This window comes from Streptomyces sp. NPDC029159 (assembly GCF_055564055.1).
Genome location: NZ_JBVHWT010000001.1, coordinates 974449 through 989710, shown reverse-complemented (window position 1 = coordinate 989710; position 15262 = coordinate 974449). Strand labels below are relative to the sequence as shown.

Annotated in this window: 9 protein-coding genes; 5 read left to right on the top strand and 4 right to left on the bottom strand. The window is 75.4% G+C overall.

From position 1 onward, the window contains the following. Positions 1-167: 167 nt before the first annotated feature. A complete protein-coding gene (locus ACZ4U4_RS04390) occupies positions 168-725 on the bottom strand; it encodes a MarR family winged helix-turn-helix transcriptional regulator (RefSeq protein WP_030284247.1) in 558 nt (185 codons plus the stop codon). Between the two features lie 214 nt (positions 726-939). Between ACZ4U4_RS04390 and ACZ4U4_RS04385 the strand changes: the two genes are divergently transcribed. After that, positions 940-2232 carry an MFS transporter gene (locus tag ACZ4U4_RS04385; protein ID WP_467868907.1) on the top strand — a complete coding sequence of 431 codons (1293 nt, stop codon included), beginning with the start codon at positions 940-942 and terminating at the stop codon, positions 2230-2232. Between the two features lie 115 nt (positions 2233-2347). On the opposite strand, the gene ACZ4U4_RS04380 is transcribed toward ACZ4U4_RS04385, so the two are convergent. Both ACZ4U4_RS04380 and ACZ4U4_RS04375 read right to left on the bottom strand, forming a co-directional pair. Beyond that, positions 2348-4159: an ATP-binding SpoIIE family protein phosphatase gene (locus ACZ4U4_RS04380; protein ID WP_467868906.1), complete on the bottom strand. Its 1812-nt coding sequence runs from the start codon at positions 4157-4159 to the stop codon at positions 2348-2350. Between the two features lie 390 nt (positions 4160-4549). Continuing rightward, positions 4550-5875: an NAD(P)/FAD-dependent oxidoreductase gene (locus ACZ4U4_RS04375; RefSeq protein ID WP_467868944.1), complete on the bottom strand. Its 1326-nt coding sequence runs from the start codon at positions 5873-5875 to the stop codon at positions 4550-4552. Positions 5876-6375: 500 nt separating this feature from the next. On the opposite strand from ACZ4U4_RS04375, the gene ACZ4U4_RS04370 reads away from it, so the two are divergent. Further along, positions 6376-7197, top strand: coding sequence for a TetR/AcrR family transcriptional regulator (locus ACZ4U4_RS04370; protein ID WP_467868943.1), 822 nt, complete (start codon positions 6376-6378; stop codon positions 7195-7197). A 224-nt stretch (positions 7198-7421) separates the two neighbouring features. Further along, positions 7422-9374: a sigma-70 family RNA polymerase sigma factor gene (locus tag ACZ4U4_RS04365; protein ID WP_467868905.1), complete on the top strand. Its 1953-nt coding sequence runs from the start codon at positions 7422-7424 to the stop codon at positions 9372-9374. A 37-nt stretch (positions 9375-9411) separates the two neighbouring features. On the opposite strand, the gene ACZ4U4_RS04360 is transcribed toward ACZ4U4_RS04365, so the two are convergent. Then, positions 9412-11502, bottom strand: coding sequence for an asparagine synthase-related protein (locus ACZ4U4_RS04360; protein WP_467868904.1), 2091 nt, complete (start codon positions 11500-11502; stop codon positions 9412-9414). Positions 11503-12187: 685 nt separating this feature from the next. On the opposite strand from ACZ4U4_RS04360, the gene ACZ4U4_RS04355 reads away from it, so the two are divergent. Both ACZ4U4_RS04355 and lhgO read left to right on the top strand, forming a co-directional pair. Beyond that, positions 12188-13654 carry an MFS transporter gene (locus tag ACZ4U4_RS04355; protein ID WP_467868903.1) on the top strand — a complete coding sequence of 489 codons (1467 nt, stop codon included), beginning with the start codon at positions 12188-12190 and terminating at the stop codon, positions 13652-13654. Between the two features lie 311 nt (positions 13655-13965). After that, the gene (lhgO, locus tag ACZ4U4_RS04350; protein WP_467868902.1) at positions 13966-15180 is read left to right on the top strand and encodes an L-2-hydroxyglutarate oxidase; all 1215 of its coding nucleotides are present in this window, start codon (positions 13966-13968) and stop codon (positions 15178-15180) included. Positions 15181-15262: the final 82 nt, after the last annotated feature.

Below are 15262 nucleotides of genomic sequence, written 5' to 3'. Positions count from 1 at the left end.
CGCATAATCACGTCGCGGTGTGAAATTCGGGCATGCCGAAATTCGTCCCGGTGAGGAGTCGTGCAGTAGTGGTGTGCCGCGATGCGGCGGACGGCTGCCACAGAACCGTTCCGGCTGTGTGGCAACTCGGAGAACACTACGTATCGGCCAGGGCCGTGTCAACCCGGTCAGTCGAGGTCGCTGAGGCGGCCTTCGGCGTCGGGCTGGGTCTCCTCCACGCGGCGCAGGAGGCGGGTGAGGACCGCGCCGAGGATGCGGCGCTCCTCGCCGTCGAGGTCCTGGAGGAGGTCCTCCTCGAAGACGGAGGCCATCCGCATGGCCTCCAGCCACTTCTCGCGGCCCTCGTGGGTCAGCTCGACGATCACCCGGACCCGGTTGTTCTCGTCCCGCTCGCGGTTGACCAGTCCCTCGGCCGCCATGCGGTCGATGCGGTGGGTCATGGCCGCGGGGGTGAGGCCGAGGCGCTTGGCGAGTTCGCCGGGGCCCAGGCGGTACGGGGCGCCCGAGACGACGAGGGCCTTGAGGACCTCCCATTCGGCGTTGCTCATGCCGAGGGTGGCGGTCTGGCGTCCGTAGGCGACGTTCATCCGCCGGTTGAGCCGCTGGAGTGCGGAGACGACCTGTTCCACCTGGGGGTCGAGGTCTTGGAACTCTCGCTGATAGGCCGCGATCTGTTCCTCAAGGCTCGGCTCGGTGGCACCGGCCGTATCTGAGGTCTCAGGCATGCGCCGCAGTATGGCATGGAACTCATTGGCGTTGAAGTCCTTCGCCATGTACTCTTTAGCTTCGAACTTTAGAGTTGAAGTCTTCAGGGTGTGATCGTCCGGTCCCCTGGAGCGGCGGGGGCTTTTTGGTGCCCGCGCGCCCGTTCGCCGGGCTTCCTCCGCAGTTCATCCCGTACTTCCTGATCGTCTTCCGACCTGACCTAGGTAGGTGAGTGTGACCACCGCAATGGGCGCCGCGCTGCGCCGGATCCAGCTGGGGAACGCGCTGAGCGCGTTCGGCAACGGCTTCACGGTTCCGTATCTCTACGTCTATGTGGCGAAGGTGCGGGACCTGGGTGCCAGTACCGCGGGTGTGGTGCTGGCGATGCTGGCGATCTCCGCGCTGGCCGTGCTGCCGCTGACCGGTCGGGCCATCGACCGGCGCGGCCCCCTTCCGGTGGCCGTCGCCGGGACGGTCTCGGCGGCGCTCGGTGCCCTGGGGATGGGGCTGTCCGTCAGCCAGGCGCAGGTCATCGCGTCGGCGGTGGCGCTCGGTGCCGGTATCGCGGTGATCCAGCCGGCGCTCGCCACGATGATCGTGTGGTCCTCGACGACGGTCACCCGCTCGCGGGCGTTCGCCACGCAGTTCTTCCTGAACAACCTGGGTCTCGGTATCGGCGGGCTCGTCGGCGGGCAGCTCGTCGACCCGGCGCACGCGTCGAGCTTCGTGCGGCTCTTCGCCATCGAGGCGGCGATGTTCCTGGTGCTCGGTGCGGCGGTGGCGACCGTGCGGCTGCCGCGGACGCCGAAGGTCGAGGACGTGGTGCCGACCGGTGAGCGGCCGCAGGGCGCGTGGCGTGCGCTCTTCTCCGACCGGCGGATGGTGTGGCTGTGTGTGCTGGGCTTCGTGCTCTTCTTCGCCTGCTACGGGCAGTTCGAGTCGGGCCTGGCGGCGTACGCCACGGAGGTCACCCGGATCGCGCCGGCCACGCTGGGTATCGCGCTGGCGGCCAACACGGCGGCGATCGTGGTGGCGCAGTTCGTGGTGCTGAAGCTCGTCGAGCGGCGGCGGCGCAGCCGGGTGATGGCGCTGGTCGGGCTGATCTGGACGGTGGCGTGGGTCGCGGCCGGTCTGTCCGGGCTGGTGCACGGCTCGCAGGTGATCGCGACGACGCTGCTGATCTCGACGTACGCGCTCTTCGGCATCGGGGAGTCGCTGCTGTCGCCGACGGTGGCGCCGCTGGTGGCCGATCTGGCGCCGGCGTCGCTGATCGGGCAGTACAACTCGGCGTTCGCGCTGGTCAAGCAGTTGGCGCTGGCGGTCGGTCCGGCCGTGGGTGCGCTGATGGTGGGCCACGGGATGTCGGCGGCGTACATCGGGATGCTGGTGCTGTGCGCGCTGGGGATCACGGTGCTGTCGCTGCGGCTGGGGCGGATGCTCACCCCGGTGCAGGACAACCCGCACCGTGCGGCGGCCGCTCCGGTGCGTGCGGTGCAGGACGCGGAGACCGCGGTGGCGGTGGCCTGAGCGGTTCCGGCGGGCGGTGGCCCGTGTCCGTAGGGGGATCCCGTACGGAGTGAGTGACAGACGGCGAACGGCCCGGCGAATGCGCCGGGCCGTTCGTCATGGGTGCGGGTCCGCGTCACGGGGACGGGAGGGCGAATTCGCACCAGACGGCCTTGCCGCCGTCGGGGGTACGGCGGGAGCCCCAGTTGGAGGCGATGGTCGCGACGATGGAGATGCCGCGGCCCGCCTCGTCCGCGGGCTCGGCGGTGCGGCGGCGCGGGAGGTGGTCGTCGCCGTCGGTGACCTCGACGATCAGGCGGCGGTCGGTACGGCGCAGCCGCAGGCGCATCGGCGGGGTGCCGTGCTGGAGGGAGTTGGCGACCAGCTCGCTGGCGGCGAGGACGCCGAGATCGTGCAGCTCGGGGGCGAAGCGCCAGGAGGCGAGGACGCCGGAGGCGAAGGCGCGGGCGCGCGGGGCGGCCTCGGTGCCGCCGTGCAGCTCCAGGACGGCGTTGTGGAACAGCTCGGCGTCGTGGCCGGTGCGCTCGGGGTGCTGGACGACGAGGATCGCGACGTCGTCGTCGTGGGCGTCGGTGATGCCCATGGAGCGCAGCAGGCGGTCGCAGACGACGGCGGGGGCGTCGTCCGCGCCGGCGAAGGCGGCGGCCAGCGCCTCGACGCCGTGGTCGATGTCCTTGTCGCGGCGTTCGACGAGGCCGTCGGTGTAGAGGACGGCGGCGGAGCCGGGGCCGAGCGGGACGGTGCCGGAGGTGTGCAGCCAGCCGCCGGTGCCCAGGGGCGGGCCGGTCGGTTCGGCGGCGCGGTGGACGGTGCCGTCGGCGTCGCGGACGAGGATCGGCAGATGGCCGGCGGAGGCGTAGACCAGGCGGCCCTCGTTGGGGTCGTGGACGGCGTAGACGCAGGTGGCGATCTGGCTGGCGTCGATCTCGGCGGCGAGGCCGTCGAGGAGCTGGAGGACCTCGTGGGGCGGCAGGTCGAGGCGGGCGTAGGCGCGGACGGCGGTGCGCAGCTGGCCCATGACGGCGGCGGCGCGGACCCCGCGGCCCATGACGTCGCCGATGACGAGGGCGGTGCGGCCGCCGCCGAGGGTGATGACGTCGTACCAGTCGCCGCCGACCGCGGCGTCGGTGCCGCCGGGGCGGTAGGTGGCGGCGACGCGGAGGTCGTCGGGCTGTTCCAGCTCCTGCGGGAGGAGGGAGCGCTGGAGGGTGACGGCGGCGGCGCGCTGGCGGGCCTCGCTGGCGCGGAGGCGTTCGGCGGATTCGATCTGGTCGGTGACCTCGGCGCCGAAGACGAGGACGCCCTTGTGCGGGGCGAGGCAGGCGACCTCCGGGTCGGGGGCCGGGCCGCTGGCGGCGACCTCGATGGGGGTGCAGGTGAAGGTGTAGTAGGTGTCGCGGGCGCGGGCGGCGCCGGCGCGGATCCGGCGGGACTTGACGGTACGGGGGCGGCCGCTGCGCAGGACCTGGTCCATCAGGGGCAGCAGGCCGAGTTCGTCCAGTTCGGGCAGGGCCTCGCGGGCGGTGCGGCCGGCCGGGCGGGGGCCGAAGACGGTGGCGTAGGCGGCGTTGACGTAGGCGAGGCGGTGCTCGGGGCCGTAGACGACGGCGACCAGGGCGGGGATGGTGCCGAGGATGTCGTGGACGGAGAGGGCGTCGACGGTGGGCGGGGTGGGGCCGCCCCCGGGGCCCTCGGGGCCCTCGGTGCCCGTGGTGTCCTCGGGGGCGGCGGGCGGTACGTCGCCGTCGGGGGCGGCGGGGCCGGCGGCCTCGGCGCGGGCGGCCGGGACGGCGCCGCCGGGCGGGGGTCCGTCCGCGGTGGGGCGGGCGGCGGGTGCCTGCCGGCCGTTGGGCGAGGTGGCGGCCGGGCGTGCGGTCCGGCCGGTGCGCCGCTGGGGGAGCTTGGCGCTCCAGCGCGTGAAGATCACGGAGGGGTACCTCTTACTTCGCTTCGTCGCGCGGGCTCGGACCTGGCGTCATGCTCCCGTTGTCGCCCGAAGGGCGCCGGGCCGGACCTTCGGGGCACGTCCTGGGGCCGTCGGCTCGTGGGACGTGCCTGCCGGGGGACCGGTGGGCGGTCGGCCGGGGTCCTGTGCGGCGCTCTCTGACGTGATGCAGCAAACGTCCGAATTCCTCGTGATTATTACTCTTCGCGGAGACGAGCCCACCCATGGTCACACGACCAGTGTGGCCGACCCGCGCGGTATCCGTCAGACGTCCGGGCGCCGGGATGGAGTTCCGGGCTCCGTTTCGCCCGGCCGGACCCGGTGCGGCCGGGCCGCACGGGTGGGGCCGGGCGTGTCCCGGCGGGCGGCGGGTCAGCTGGCCTCGTTGTGGCGGCCGGTGCCGGCGGCCAGTTCGAATTCGGCGCGGGGGTTCTCCAGCGAGCCGAGCGAGACGATTTCGCGTTTGAACAGGCCGGCGAGGGTCCATTCGGCGAGCACCCGGGCCTTGCGGTTGAAGGTGGGGATGCGGCTGAGGTGGTAGGCGCGGTGCATGAACCACGCCGGGTAGCCCTTGAGCTTGCGGCCGTAGACGTGGGCGACGCCCTTGTGGAGGCCGAGGGAGGCGACGGAGCCGACGTACTTGTGCCGGTAGTCGAGGAGCGGGCCGCCGCGGACGGCGGCGGCGACGTTCTCGGCGAGGGTGCGGGCCTGGCGTACCGCGTGCTGGGCGTTGGGGGCGCAGAGGGCGGGCGGGTCGTCCGGGCTCGTGGGGGCGGGGGCGGTGAGGTCGGGGATCGCGGCGGCGTCCCCGGCGGACCAGGCGTGGTCGGCGCCGTCCACCTGGAGGGCGGCGGTGCACTTGAGGCGGCCGCGGCCGTTGAGGGGCAGGCCGGTGGCGGCGAGGACCGGGTGGGGCTTGACGCCGGCGGTCCACACGAGGGTGCGGGTGGGGAAGCGGGAGCCGTCGCTGAGGACGGCGGTGCGGTTCTCGCAGGAGTCGAGGCGGGTGTCGAGGCGGACGTCGATGTTGCGGGCGCGCAGCTCGCGTACGGCGTAGCGGCCCATCTCGGGGCCCACTTCGGGAAGGATCTTTCCGGACGCCTCGACGAGGATCCACTTCAGGTCGGTGGCCTCGATGTTGTGGTAGTAGCGGGCGGCGTAGCGGGCCATGTCCTCCAGTTCGGCGAGTGCCTCGACGCCTGCGTAACCGCCGCCCACGAAGACGAAGGTGAGCGCGGCGTCGCGGACGGCCGGATCGCGGGTGGAGGAGGCGATGTCGAGCTGTTCGAGGACGTGGTTGCGCAGGCCGATGGCCTCCTCGACGGTCTTGAAGCCGATGCCGTGGTCGGCGAGGCCGGGGACCGGGAGGGTGCGGGAGACGGAGCCGGGGGCGAGGATCAGCTCGTCGTAGCCGATCTCGGCGTCGGCGACGCCTTCCGCCTCCGCGGCGAGGGTCTCGACGGTGGCGGTGCGCGCGTCGTGGTCGAGGGCGGTGACCTCGCCGATGACGACCCGGCACTGCGGCAGCACCCGGCGCAGCGGGACGACGACATGGCGGGGGGAGATGGATCCGGCCGCGGCCTCGGGGAGGAACGGCTGGTAGGTCATGTACGGCTCGGGGTCCACCACGGTGATCTCGACGCTGCCCTGCCGCAGCTCCTGCTTGAGTTTCCGCTGCAGCCGCAGGGCGGTGTACATGCCCACGTAGCCGCCGCCGACGATCAGGATGCGCGCCACATCGTTCGAAGACACAGCCTTCACAGAGCTTCTCCTCGCGGTGGACCGGTCCCGGCAGGCCCCGGGGTCAGGCCGGCCGGTGGCACGGCAGCCCCAGGAGGCACTGTGCCCCCGGGAAGGCACAGCACTGTTCCATGACGCCTTCCCGGCCGCGCTTTGTCCACAGGCTCGACGAAATGCGCGGGCGGTCGCGCGGGCCCGGGCGGAGGGTCGGCTTCCGCGGTGTGCGAACGAGGTGTGCAGGTCAGGCGGGCGACGGCGGGGCGGCGGGGGAACGCCGTGGAGAAGGTGGTGCCGGTGTAGGCCGATCGGGGTGCGGAGTGCCCGGAACTGACCCTTCATTCTTGACCGGGGCTCAACTATGTTCGGTAGCTCGTGGGGGCGGGCCCGCTCATCGGCGCGCCCCTTTCCGTCAGGGCGGGGAGTCTCCGGGGGGAGACGTCATGACCGGGGGATCACAGATGCATATTCAGGGCACACATTGGTCGGGCACCGTCACGGCGCCCGGTAACGGCGGCCGGGCCGCCATGGCGCACGGCGGCGAGGCCGACGGGCGCAGCGGGCGGCCCGCAGGAGGGGGCTCCCGCAGCGCGCCGCTGCGGGTGGACGCCCAGCGCAATCTGGAGCACGTGCTGCGGGCCGCGCGCGAGGTCTTCGGCGAGTTGGGGTACGGCGCGCCCATGGAGGACGTCGCGCGGCGCGCACGGGTCGGGGTCGGGACGGTCTACCGCCGCTTCCCGAGCAAGGACGTGCTGGTCCGGCGGATAGCCGAGGAGGAGACGTCCCGGCTGACCGAGCAGGCGCGCACCGCGCTGGGCCAGGAGGAGGACCCCTGGTCGGCGCTCTCCCGCTTCCTGCGGACGTCGGTCGCCTCGGGCGCCGGGCGGCTGCTGCCGCCGAACGTGCTGCGCGTCGGCGCCGGTACGGAGGCGGAGGCGGCGGTCGGCGAGGGAGCGGCCGATGCCGCCGGGCCGTCCGCCGCCGCGGGCGCCCGGGTGCCGCAGCAGCGGCTGCCGGTGGCGGGCGGGGAGCCCGCCGCGGACGCGTACGGCGCGGAGGCGGAGCGGACCGGGGGTGTGCCCGCGCTGCTGGACGTCGTCGGGCGGCTCGTGGAGCGCGCGCGGTCGGCGGGGGCGCTGCGGCCGGACGTCACGGTCGGCGACGTGCTGCTGGTGATCGCCACCAGCGCGCCGACGCTGCCCGATCCGGGGCATCAGCAGGCGGCGTCCGCCCGGCTGCTGGACATCCTGCTGGAGGGGCTCCGGTCGCGGCCGCAGAGCTGACCGAACGGTGAGATCCGGCCGGGGCGGTGCGTCCCGGCCGGAGCGCTGTCGACCGCCGGTGCCGGGGCGCGCACATTGTGCCCCGGAACCGCGCCTCAAGGGGCTCTCTCCGTGCAGCGCACCCCGGACGAGTGGTTGCGGGCACTGCCCCCTCGGCCCGGGCGTGTCGTGTGGCACGCTTGCGCGGTGTTCCGGTGTGACGGCGTTGTTCGGGGGCCTTGGCGATGACTCTTGACGGGCGGGACGAACGGCGCGGTGGCGACCGCACCACCACGGATCGGGACGATCGGACGGGGCAGGTCCCGGGACAGACGGGGCCGCTGGGCGCCACTCCCCCGGCCACCGGTCCGACGGTGCCGCACGAGCGCGCCGAGACGGCACCGCTCGCCGGGGTGCCGCCGCAGCGCGAGCGCACCGAGGCGGTCTCCGGCGCGCCGGAACCGCCGGCGGACACGGAGGGCGCCGAGGGCGTCCCGTCGTCCGACGCCGCGCTGATCACCGCGGTGCGCGCCGGTGACGACAGTGCGTACGAGGAGCTGTACCGCCGCCATGCCGAGGCGGTGCGCCGCTATGCGCGCGGCTGCTGCCGGGACGCGCACACCGCCGAGGACCTGACCGGTGAGGTGTTCGCCCGCACGCTGCAGGCGGTGCGGGGCGGTGCAGGGCCGGACACTGCGGTGCGGGCGTATCTGCTGACGACGGTCCGGCGGGTGGCGGCCGCCTGGGCGAAGACGGCGAAGCGGGAGCAACTGGTCGAGGACTTCGCGGTGTTCGCGGTCTCCGCGGCGGGGGCGTCGATGGACGCCGGCGGCGGTCCGGGCAGCGGGGTCGATCTCGGCGCCGACGTCCGGGCGATGCAGGAGGCCGAGCGGACGCTGGCGATGCAGGCGTTCCGCAGTCTGCCGGAGCGCTATCAGACGGTGCTGTGGCACACCACCGTCGAGGAGGAGACGCCCAGTCAGGTCGCGCCGCTGCTCGGGTTGACCGCCAACGCCACGGCGGTGCTGGCGCACCGGGCCCGCGAGGGGCTGAAGCAGGCCTATCTCCAGGCGCACGTCAGCCAATCCCTGACCGCCGGCGGCGACTGCGCGCGCTACGCCGACCGGCTCGGTGCGTACGCCCGTGGCGGGCTGCGGATGCGGGCGGAGCGGGGGCTGCGCAAGCATCTCGACGGGTGTGCGCGGTGCCGGCTGGCGGCGCGGGAGGTCGCCGACGTCAACCAGCGGATCGGCGCGCTGCTGCCGGTCGCCGTCATCGGCTGGTTCGCCGCCTCGTACGCGGTCAAGGCCGCGGCGGCGGTCGCCGGGACGGCCGGGGTCGGCGCGGTGGCCGGGGCGGGTGCCGCGGCGGCGGCCGGTGGCGGTTCCTCGGGCGGTGCGGCGGGCGGCGCCGCGGCCGGGGAGGCGCTGGGGACGCCCGTGAAGGTCGCGATCGGCGCCGGGGTGATGGTGGTGGCCGGTGGGGCGCTGGCGATGGCGATGACCGGGGCCCACGAGCCGGCGAAGCAGCCGGAGGCGCGGAAGGCGCCGACGCCCGCCGTGGCGCCGCGGACGCCCGCTCCCCCGCCGCCGCCCGCGCCGAGGCCGGCGCCCACGCCGCCGCCCGCCACCCGTCCGGCACCGCCGCCCCCGCCGAAGCCCACCCCGACACCGACGCCGAAGCCCACGCCGACCCCGCCGAAGCCCAGCCCGACGCCGACGCCCACACCGACACCGACCCCGACTCCCACGCCGACCCCGGTGCCGACGCCGTATCCCCTCAACTCCCTCGGGACGGACCTCGGCGGGGACGGTACGGGGCCGGAGGTCCGCCTCTGGGGCAGCAGTTGGGTATGGCGGCGGTACACGCCGGAGATCGACGGCCGGTCGTACCCGAACGGGGTGACGGTCCACGGCGCGTCCACCGTCGTCATCGACCTCAACCGCCCCTGCACGTCGTACGACGCGGTCGCCGGGGTGGACGATCTCGACCTGGGGCGGGGCGCGGTGCGGTTCTCCGTGGAGGGGGACGGCGCGCCGCTGTGGCACTCGGAGGTGGTGCGCGGCGGGCGGCCCGGGGTGCCGGTGCACGTCCCGCTGACCGGTGTGAAGACGCTGCGGCTGAGCGTGGCGCCGCAGCGGCCGGTGGATGGGCTGACGCTCGCCGACTGGGCGCAGTCGGAGATCAACTGCCGCTGATCCGCGGCCTGTCGGACGGGCCCGCCGGCGGGTTCGCTCAGAGGCGGGCCCGGGGCGGGACCCCGGCGGCGACCGCGCGGCGGCGCGGGGAGGTGGCCGCGTCGGTCCAGCAGCTGCCGCGGCGCAGCACCAGGCGGCGCAGCCACAGCTCGGTGGAGACCAGTTCGGCCAGGCCGTCCAGGGGGACCGCGGCGCCCTCGGCGGCGGCCCGCAGCGCCTTGCGGACCACCCGCGCCTCGACCAGCCCGGCGTCGGCGAGCAGCGGTGCGTCGAAGAGCTGCACCAGTCCGTCGAGGGCGGCGCGCAGCCCGGTGCGCAGGGCGGCGGTGTGCGGGAGGTGCACGGTGGCGCCCCAGCCCGGCGGCAGTTCGCGGACGCCCGCCCTGGCGAGGACCGAGCGGAGGACGGCGGCGCGGGCGCCGGGCTGGACGCGCAGGGTGTCGGGCAGTGCGCGGCAGGCGAGCACCACCTGGTTGTCGAGGAACGGCGCGTGCAGACGCTGGCTGCGGATCTCCACGGCCTGTTCGAAGACGCGGTGATCGGCGGCGCGGCGGGCCAGCGCGGCCCGCGCCCGGCGCTCGCCCGGCCGCCCCGCGCCGGGGGTACGCGCCGCCGCCGCGCCCAGCCGTACGGACACCTCGGCCAGCGCCTCGCCGGTGAGCCAGCGGGCGGCCGGCCCCGGGCGGCACCAGAAGAGCGCGGCGAGGGAGGCGTCGACGGCGCCCGGGTCGCCGGCGCCGTCGACCCGCCGCTCCATGAGCCGCCGCGCCGTCTCGGCGACCCCGGTCCCGTAGGGCGTACGGGCGAGTTTGCGGGCGGCGCGGTAGACGGTGAAGGGGACCAGGACGGAGTGGGCCGAGGGGCCGTCGGCCCTGGCCAGGGCGGTGACCGGGCGGAGGAGATGGCGTCGGCGGCGGTCGAGGAGGAGGTCGGCGAGGCGGGCCGGGTGGGCGTCGAGGACCTGGCGGGCGCCGTGGCCGGTGAAGTGGTCGGCGCCCCCGGCGAGCAGCCGGCTGCGGTGGCGGAACGCGGTGACGAGGGAGGGGCCCGGCTCGTCGGTGAGCGGGAGGGTGCCGAGCCCGGCGAAGGGCAGCGCCTCCTCGCCGCCGGTGACGACGCGGTGGTGCAGCCGCGGGTTGTCGGCGAGGGCGCGGGCCCGCTCCAGCTCGGCGTCGCGGTGGGCGCGGCCGCCCTGGGTGGCGTGGTCGGTGAAGGTGACGGCGAGGAGGCGCGCGCCGTGGCCGGTGAGCGCCCCCGGTGCGCCGGGCAGCCCGGCGGCCAGCAGGGCGAGGGTGCCGGAGGCGCTGCCGCCGGAGAGGTCGGCGGCGACACCGGGGGCCGGGGCGCCGCGGGCCGCGCGCCGCTCGGCGGGGCCCATGCCCGGCACCGGGCCCGGGTCCAGACCGCCGGGCCCGTCGGGCCCGTCCGGGGCGACCGCGTGCCGGGGGCTCGACAGCCGGGCCCGGACCGCGTCGACCAGCGCCTCGCGGACGCCGTCCACCGCCTGCTCCGGGTCGACCTGGGGACCGGCGACGGCCAGCGAGACGGCCGGTTCGTACGAGGTGATCTCGTGGGCGCCGCCGCGCAGCACCAGGGCGTGGCCGGGCGGGACGCGGCGCACCCCTTCGTAGGGCGTGCCGGAGCCGAGCGCCTCGGGGGCGTCCGGGCAGGCCAGGAGGGCGCCGAGGTGGCCGATGTCGAGTCCGGCCTCGATGAGGTCGGCGAGCGGCAGGGCGGCGGTGGCGAAGGCGGTGCCGCCCTCCCAGGGGGTGTGGAAGACGGGGCGGGCGCCGGCGAGGTCGCCGGTGATCGTGAGGCGGCGGCCCATGCGGACGACGGCGGTGTAGCTGCCGGGCCAGGCGGTGAGGTGGCGCAGCGCACCGCCGCGGGCCGCGAAGAGGCCGACGCGCAGCTGATCGTCGGTGGCGCCGCAGACGCCGAAGACGGCGAGCGCGGTCTCCGGGTCGGCGCGGACGACGCGGACCTCGTCGGGCCGCCAGTCGCCGACCGCCCACAGCGGATCCGGTCCGTCCCACAGGAGTTGGGCGCCCACGGGCAGGACCGTGCGGCTCCCTCCGGTGGCGGCCGGCCCCGTGGTGGCACTGCTCCACCCCACCAACCAGCGCATGCCGCCTCCCCGCTCCCCGTGCCGCGGGGGCGCGCCACCACCCCGTACCGCGGATTTCAGCCGTTGTGCCGTCCATGCTGCCATGGCGGGGGCGTACGGGAGCCGAGCGGAGCGGCGAGGTGGCGCCCGGCGGCGGGGAGTTGACGCGGCGGGCGGGTCCGGGGCGCGCGGTGCGGCCCGAGGCGCGGGGCGGGCGCCGGGGGCGCGTCGCGCGGTGCCGGAGGGTGCCGTACGGGCCCGCGGCGTGTTTCCGCCGCCCGTCGTTATTCGGCCAAACTCTGCTGAACTCCGTTCAATTGGCGGCCCGCCACGGCGTGTCGTACGGCGCGGCCGGCGGGGGGCCGCTCCGGCTCGCGCGACGGTCCGGGAAGCGGGCTGCGCCTCCCGGACCGGACCACCGCCCGCGGGGAATGGAGCGGCGGTATCCCCCAGCCCACCGGATCCAGTACAGCGGGCCGACCCACGCGGCACCCATGGAAGCGGCGGCGTTCCCGGGGAGGCAGCGCGCACATGTGGGCGCACGGCAACACGTACCCGGAGCACATGCCAACTCCCGCTCCCCCCGCCCGAGATGAATCTCGCCATCCGGGACACCGGCCCTTAACGGTCGGGATCCGGCGAACTACTCTGGGTGGACGCACGCCCCGGGGCACCGGGGCTGCCGTCGCAGTGTCGAGGGGTGCGCATGTCCAGGGATATACGCGGGCCGAACGAGAAGCTCGGCACCGTTCTCGCCCTCGCGGGTATCAGCAACGCCGGTCTGGCGCGCCGGGTGAACGACCTCGGCGCGCAGCGTGGGCTGACGCTTCGTTACGACAAGACGTCGGTCGCCCGCTGGGTCTCCAAGGGGATGGTGCCGCAGGGCGCCGCGCCCCATCTGATCGCCTCCGCGATCGGCAGCAAGCTGGGACGACCGGTCCCGCTGCACGAGATCGGCCTCGGGGACGCGGATCCGGCGCCCGAGGTCGGGCTGACATTTCCCCGCGATGTGGGCGCAGCGGTGCGTTCCGCCACCGATCTCTACCGGCTGGATCTGGCCGGACGGCGGGCCGGCGGCGGGGGGATCTGGCAGAGCCTGGCCGGATCTTTCGCCGTCAGTGCGTACGCCACCCCCGCCTCCCGGTGGCTGATATCCCCGGCCGACAGCTCGGTGGCGCGAAACGCTGGCGAGGCAGCCGAGGCGGCCGAGGCGGGCGAGAGGGAGGCCACCTCGGCCGCGGACGCGGCGACGCCCCAGCATGTCGGCCACAGCGACGTCAGCAAGCTCCGCGAGGCGGCGGAGGACGCACGCCGCTGGGACTCCAAATACGGCGGCGGCGACTGGCGTTCGTCCATGGTGCCGGAGTGCCTGCGGGTGGACGCGGCCCCGCTGCTCCTCGCGTCGTACAGCGACGAGGTGGGGCGCGCCCTCTTCGGTGCGACCTCCGAACTCACCCGGCTCGCCGGATGGATGGCGTTCGACACGGGGCAGCAGGAGGCCGCCCAGCGCTACTACATCCAGGCGCTGCGGCTGGCCCGCGCCGCGGCCGACGTCCCCCTGGGCGGCTACGTCCTCGCGTCGATGTCCCTCCAGGCGACGTACCGCGGCTTCGCCGACGAGGGCGTCGATCTCGCCCAGGCGGCGCTGGAGCGCAACCGCGGGCTGGCCACCGCCCGGACCATGAGCTTCTTCCGCCTGGTGGAGGCGCGCGCCCAGGCGAAGGCCGGGGAGGCCCGCGCCTGCGAGGTGGCGCTGAAGGCCGCCGAGGGCTGGCTGGAGCGCTCCCGCGGCGGCGACGCCGACCCGTCCTGGCTCGACTTCTACTCCTACGAGCGGTTCGCCGCCGACGCCGCCGAGTGCTACCGCGACCTGCGCCTGCCCCGCCAGGTGCGGCGCTTCACCGAGCAGGCCCTCTCCCGGCCCACCGAGGAGTTCGTCCGCTCGCACGGTCTGCGGCTGGTGGTCTCCGCCGTCGCCGAGCTGGAGTCCGGCAACCTCGACGCCGCCTGCGCCGCGGGCACCCGCGCCGTGGAGGTCGCCGGCCGTATCTCCTCGGCCCGCACCACCGAGTACGTCCGCGACCTGCTCCACCGCCTGGAGCCGTACGGCGACGAGCCGCGGGTGGTGGAACTGCGCGAGCGGGCCCGCCCGTTGCTGGCGGCGCCCGCGTAGGCGCACCGGGGCACGCGGGGCGGACGGGCCGGAGCGCCGGCCGGGGCCGGACGGCCGCCGGTCGGGGTCCGGCCCGTCCGTCGAGGCCCGGTCGGCGCTCCGGCCCGGTCGGCCCGTCGGCCGCTTCCGCCGGAGTTGCCCGCTTCCGCTGCTGTTTCGCAGGCTCTGCGGGGGTTCCCGCCCTGGTCGCGCGGTGTTGTCAGTACCTCGCGTCATGATGGGGTAGGTCGTCGGGCGACGGCGAGCGGGCCGCGGTCAGGGGCGGTCCGCGTCGGGGGCGGTTCCCGCGTTCTCGCGGTTGGGGAGGTGCAGTGGCGGCGCACGACTGCGACGTGCTGGTGATCGGTGCGGGCATCGTCGGACTCTCGACGGCCCATGCCCTCACCCGCGCCGTACCGGGGCTGCGCGTGACGGTTCTGGAGAAGGAGTCCGGCCCGGCCCGGCACCAGACCGGCCGCAACAGCGGCGTGATCCACAGCGGCATCTACTACCCACCCGGCTCCCTCAAGGCCCGCTACGCCCTCCAGGGCTCGGCCGAGCTGGTGGCGTTCTGCGCCGAGCACGCCCTCGCGCACGAGGTCACCGGCAAGCTGATCGTCGCCACCGACCGCGCCGAGCTGCCCCGGCTGCACGCCCTCATCCAGCGCGGACGCGAGCACGGCCTGCCCGTCCGCGAGCTGGGCCCGGCGCAGATCACCGAGTACGAGCCGGAGGTCCGCGGCCTCGCCGCCATCCACGTCGGCACCACCGGCATCTGCGACTTCGCCGCCGTCGCCCGCACCTTCGGCCGCCTCGCCCAGGAGGCCGGGGCCACCATCGCCTACGGCGCCGAGGTGACGCGGATCGGGCGCCGCCCGGGGCGGGTCGCCGTCGCCACGGCGGACGGCACGGTCCACCGCGCCCGCGCCCTGGTCAACTGCGCCGGTCTGCACAGCGACCGCATCGCCCGGCTGGCCGGTGACGACCCGGGCATGCGGGTCGTGCCCTTCCGCGGCGAGTACCACCTCCTCGCCCCGGAGCGCGCCGGGCTGGTGCGCGGGCTGGTCTACCCCGTCCCCGATCCGGCGTTCCCGTTCCTCGGCGTCCATCTGACCCGCGGTATCGACGGCGCCGTCCACATCGGCCCGAACGCCGTCCCGGCCCTGGCCCGCGAGGGCTACGACTGGCGCACCCTGCGCCCCGCCGAGCTGGCCGGCACCCTCGCGTACCGCGGCTCGTGGCGGATAGCCCGCCGCCACTGGCGGTACGGCGCGGGCGAGCTGCACCGCTCGCTCTCCCGCCGCGCCTTCACCACCGCCGTACGCCGCCTGCTGCCCGCCGTCACCGAGGACGACCTGCGCCCGGCGCCCGCCGGTGTCCGCGCCCAGGCCGTCCTCCCCGACGGCACCCTCGTCGACGACTTCCTCTTCGCCGACTCCCCCGGCATCGTCCACGTCCTCAACGCCCCGTCCCCGGCGGCCACGGCGTCGCTGCCCATCGGGCGGGAGATCGCGGAGCGGGTGAGGGGGGTGCTGGACCGGCGCTGAACGCACACGTGGGCGGTGCGGGCGCGGGGCCCGCACCGCCCACGCGGTGCTCACGGACGGCGGGCCGCCCGGTGGATCGCCG

Bases quoted from the DNA above. Each gene is read 5' to 3' on its own strand.
- ACZ4U4_RS04390 (WP_030284247.1), bottom strand. From the start codon at position 725: ATGCCTGAGACCTCAGATACGGCCGGTGCCACCGAGCCGAGCCTTGAG.
- ACZ4U4_RS04375 (WP_467868944.1), bottom strand. From the start codon at position 5,875: ATGTACACCGCCCTGCGGCTGCAGCGGAAACTCAAGCAGGAGCTGCGG.
- ACZ4U4_RS04370 (WP_467868943.1), top strand. From the start codon at position 6,376: ATGCATATTCAGGGCACACATTGGTCGGGCACCGTCACGGCGCCCGGT.
- ACZ4U4_RS04365 (WP_467868905.1), top strand. From the start codon at position 7,422: ATGACTCTTGACGGGCGGGACGAACGGCGCGGTGGCGACCGCACCACC.
- ACZ4U4_RS04360 (WP_467868904.1), bottom strand. From the start codon at position 11,502: ATGCGCTGGTTGGTGGGGTGGAGCAGTGCCACCACGGGGCCGGCCGCC.
- ACZ4U4_RS04355 (WP_467868903.1), top strand. From the start codon at position 12,188: ATGTCCAGGGATATACGCGGGCCGAACGAGAAGCTCGGCACCGTTCTC.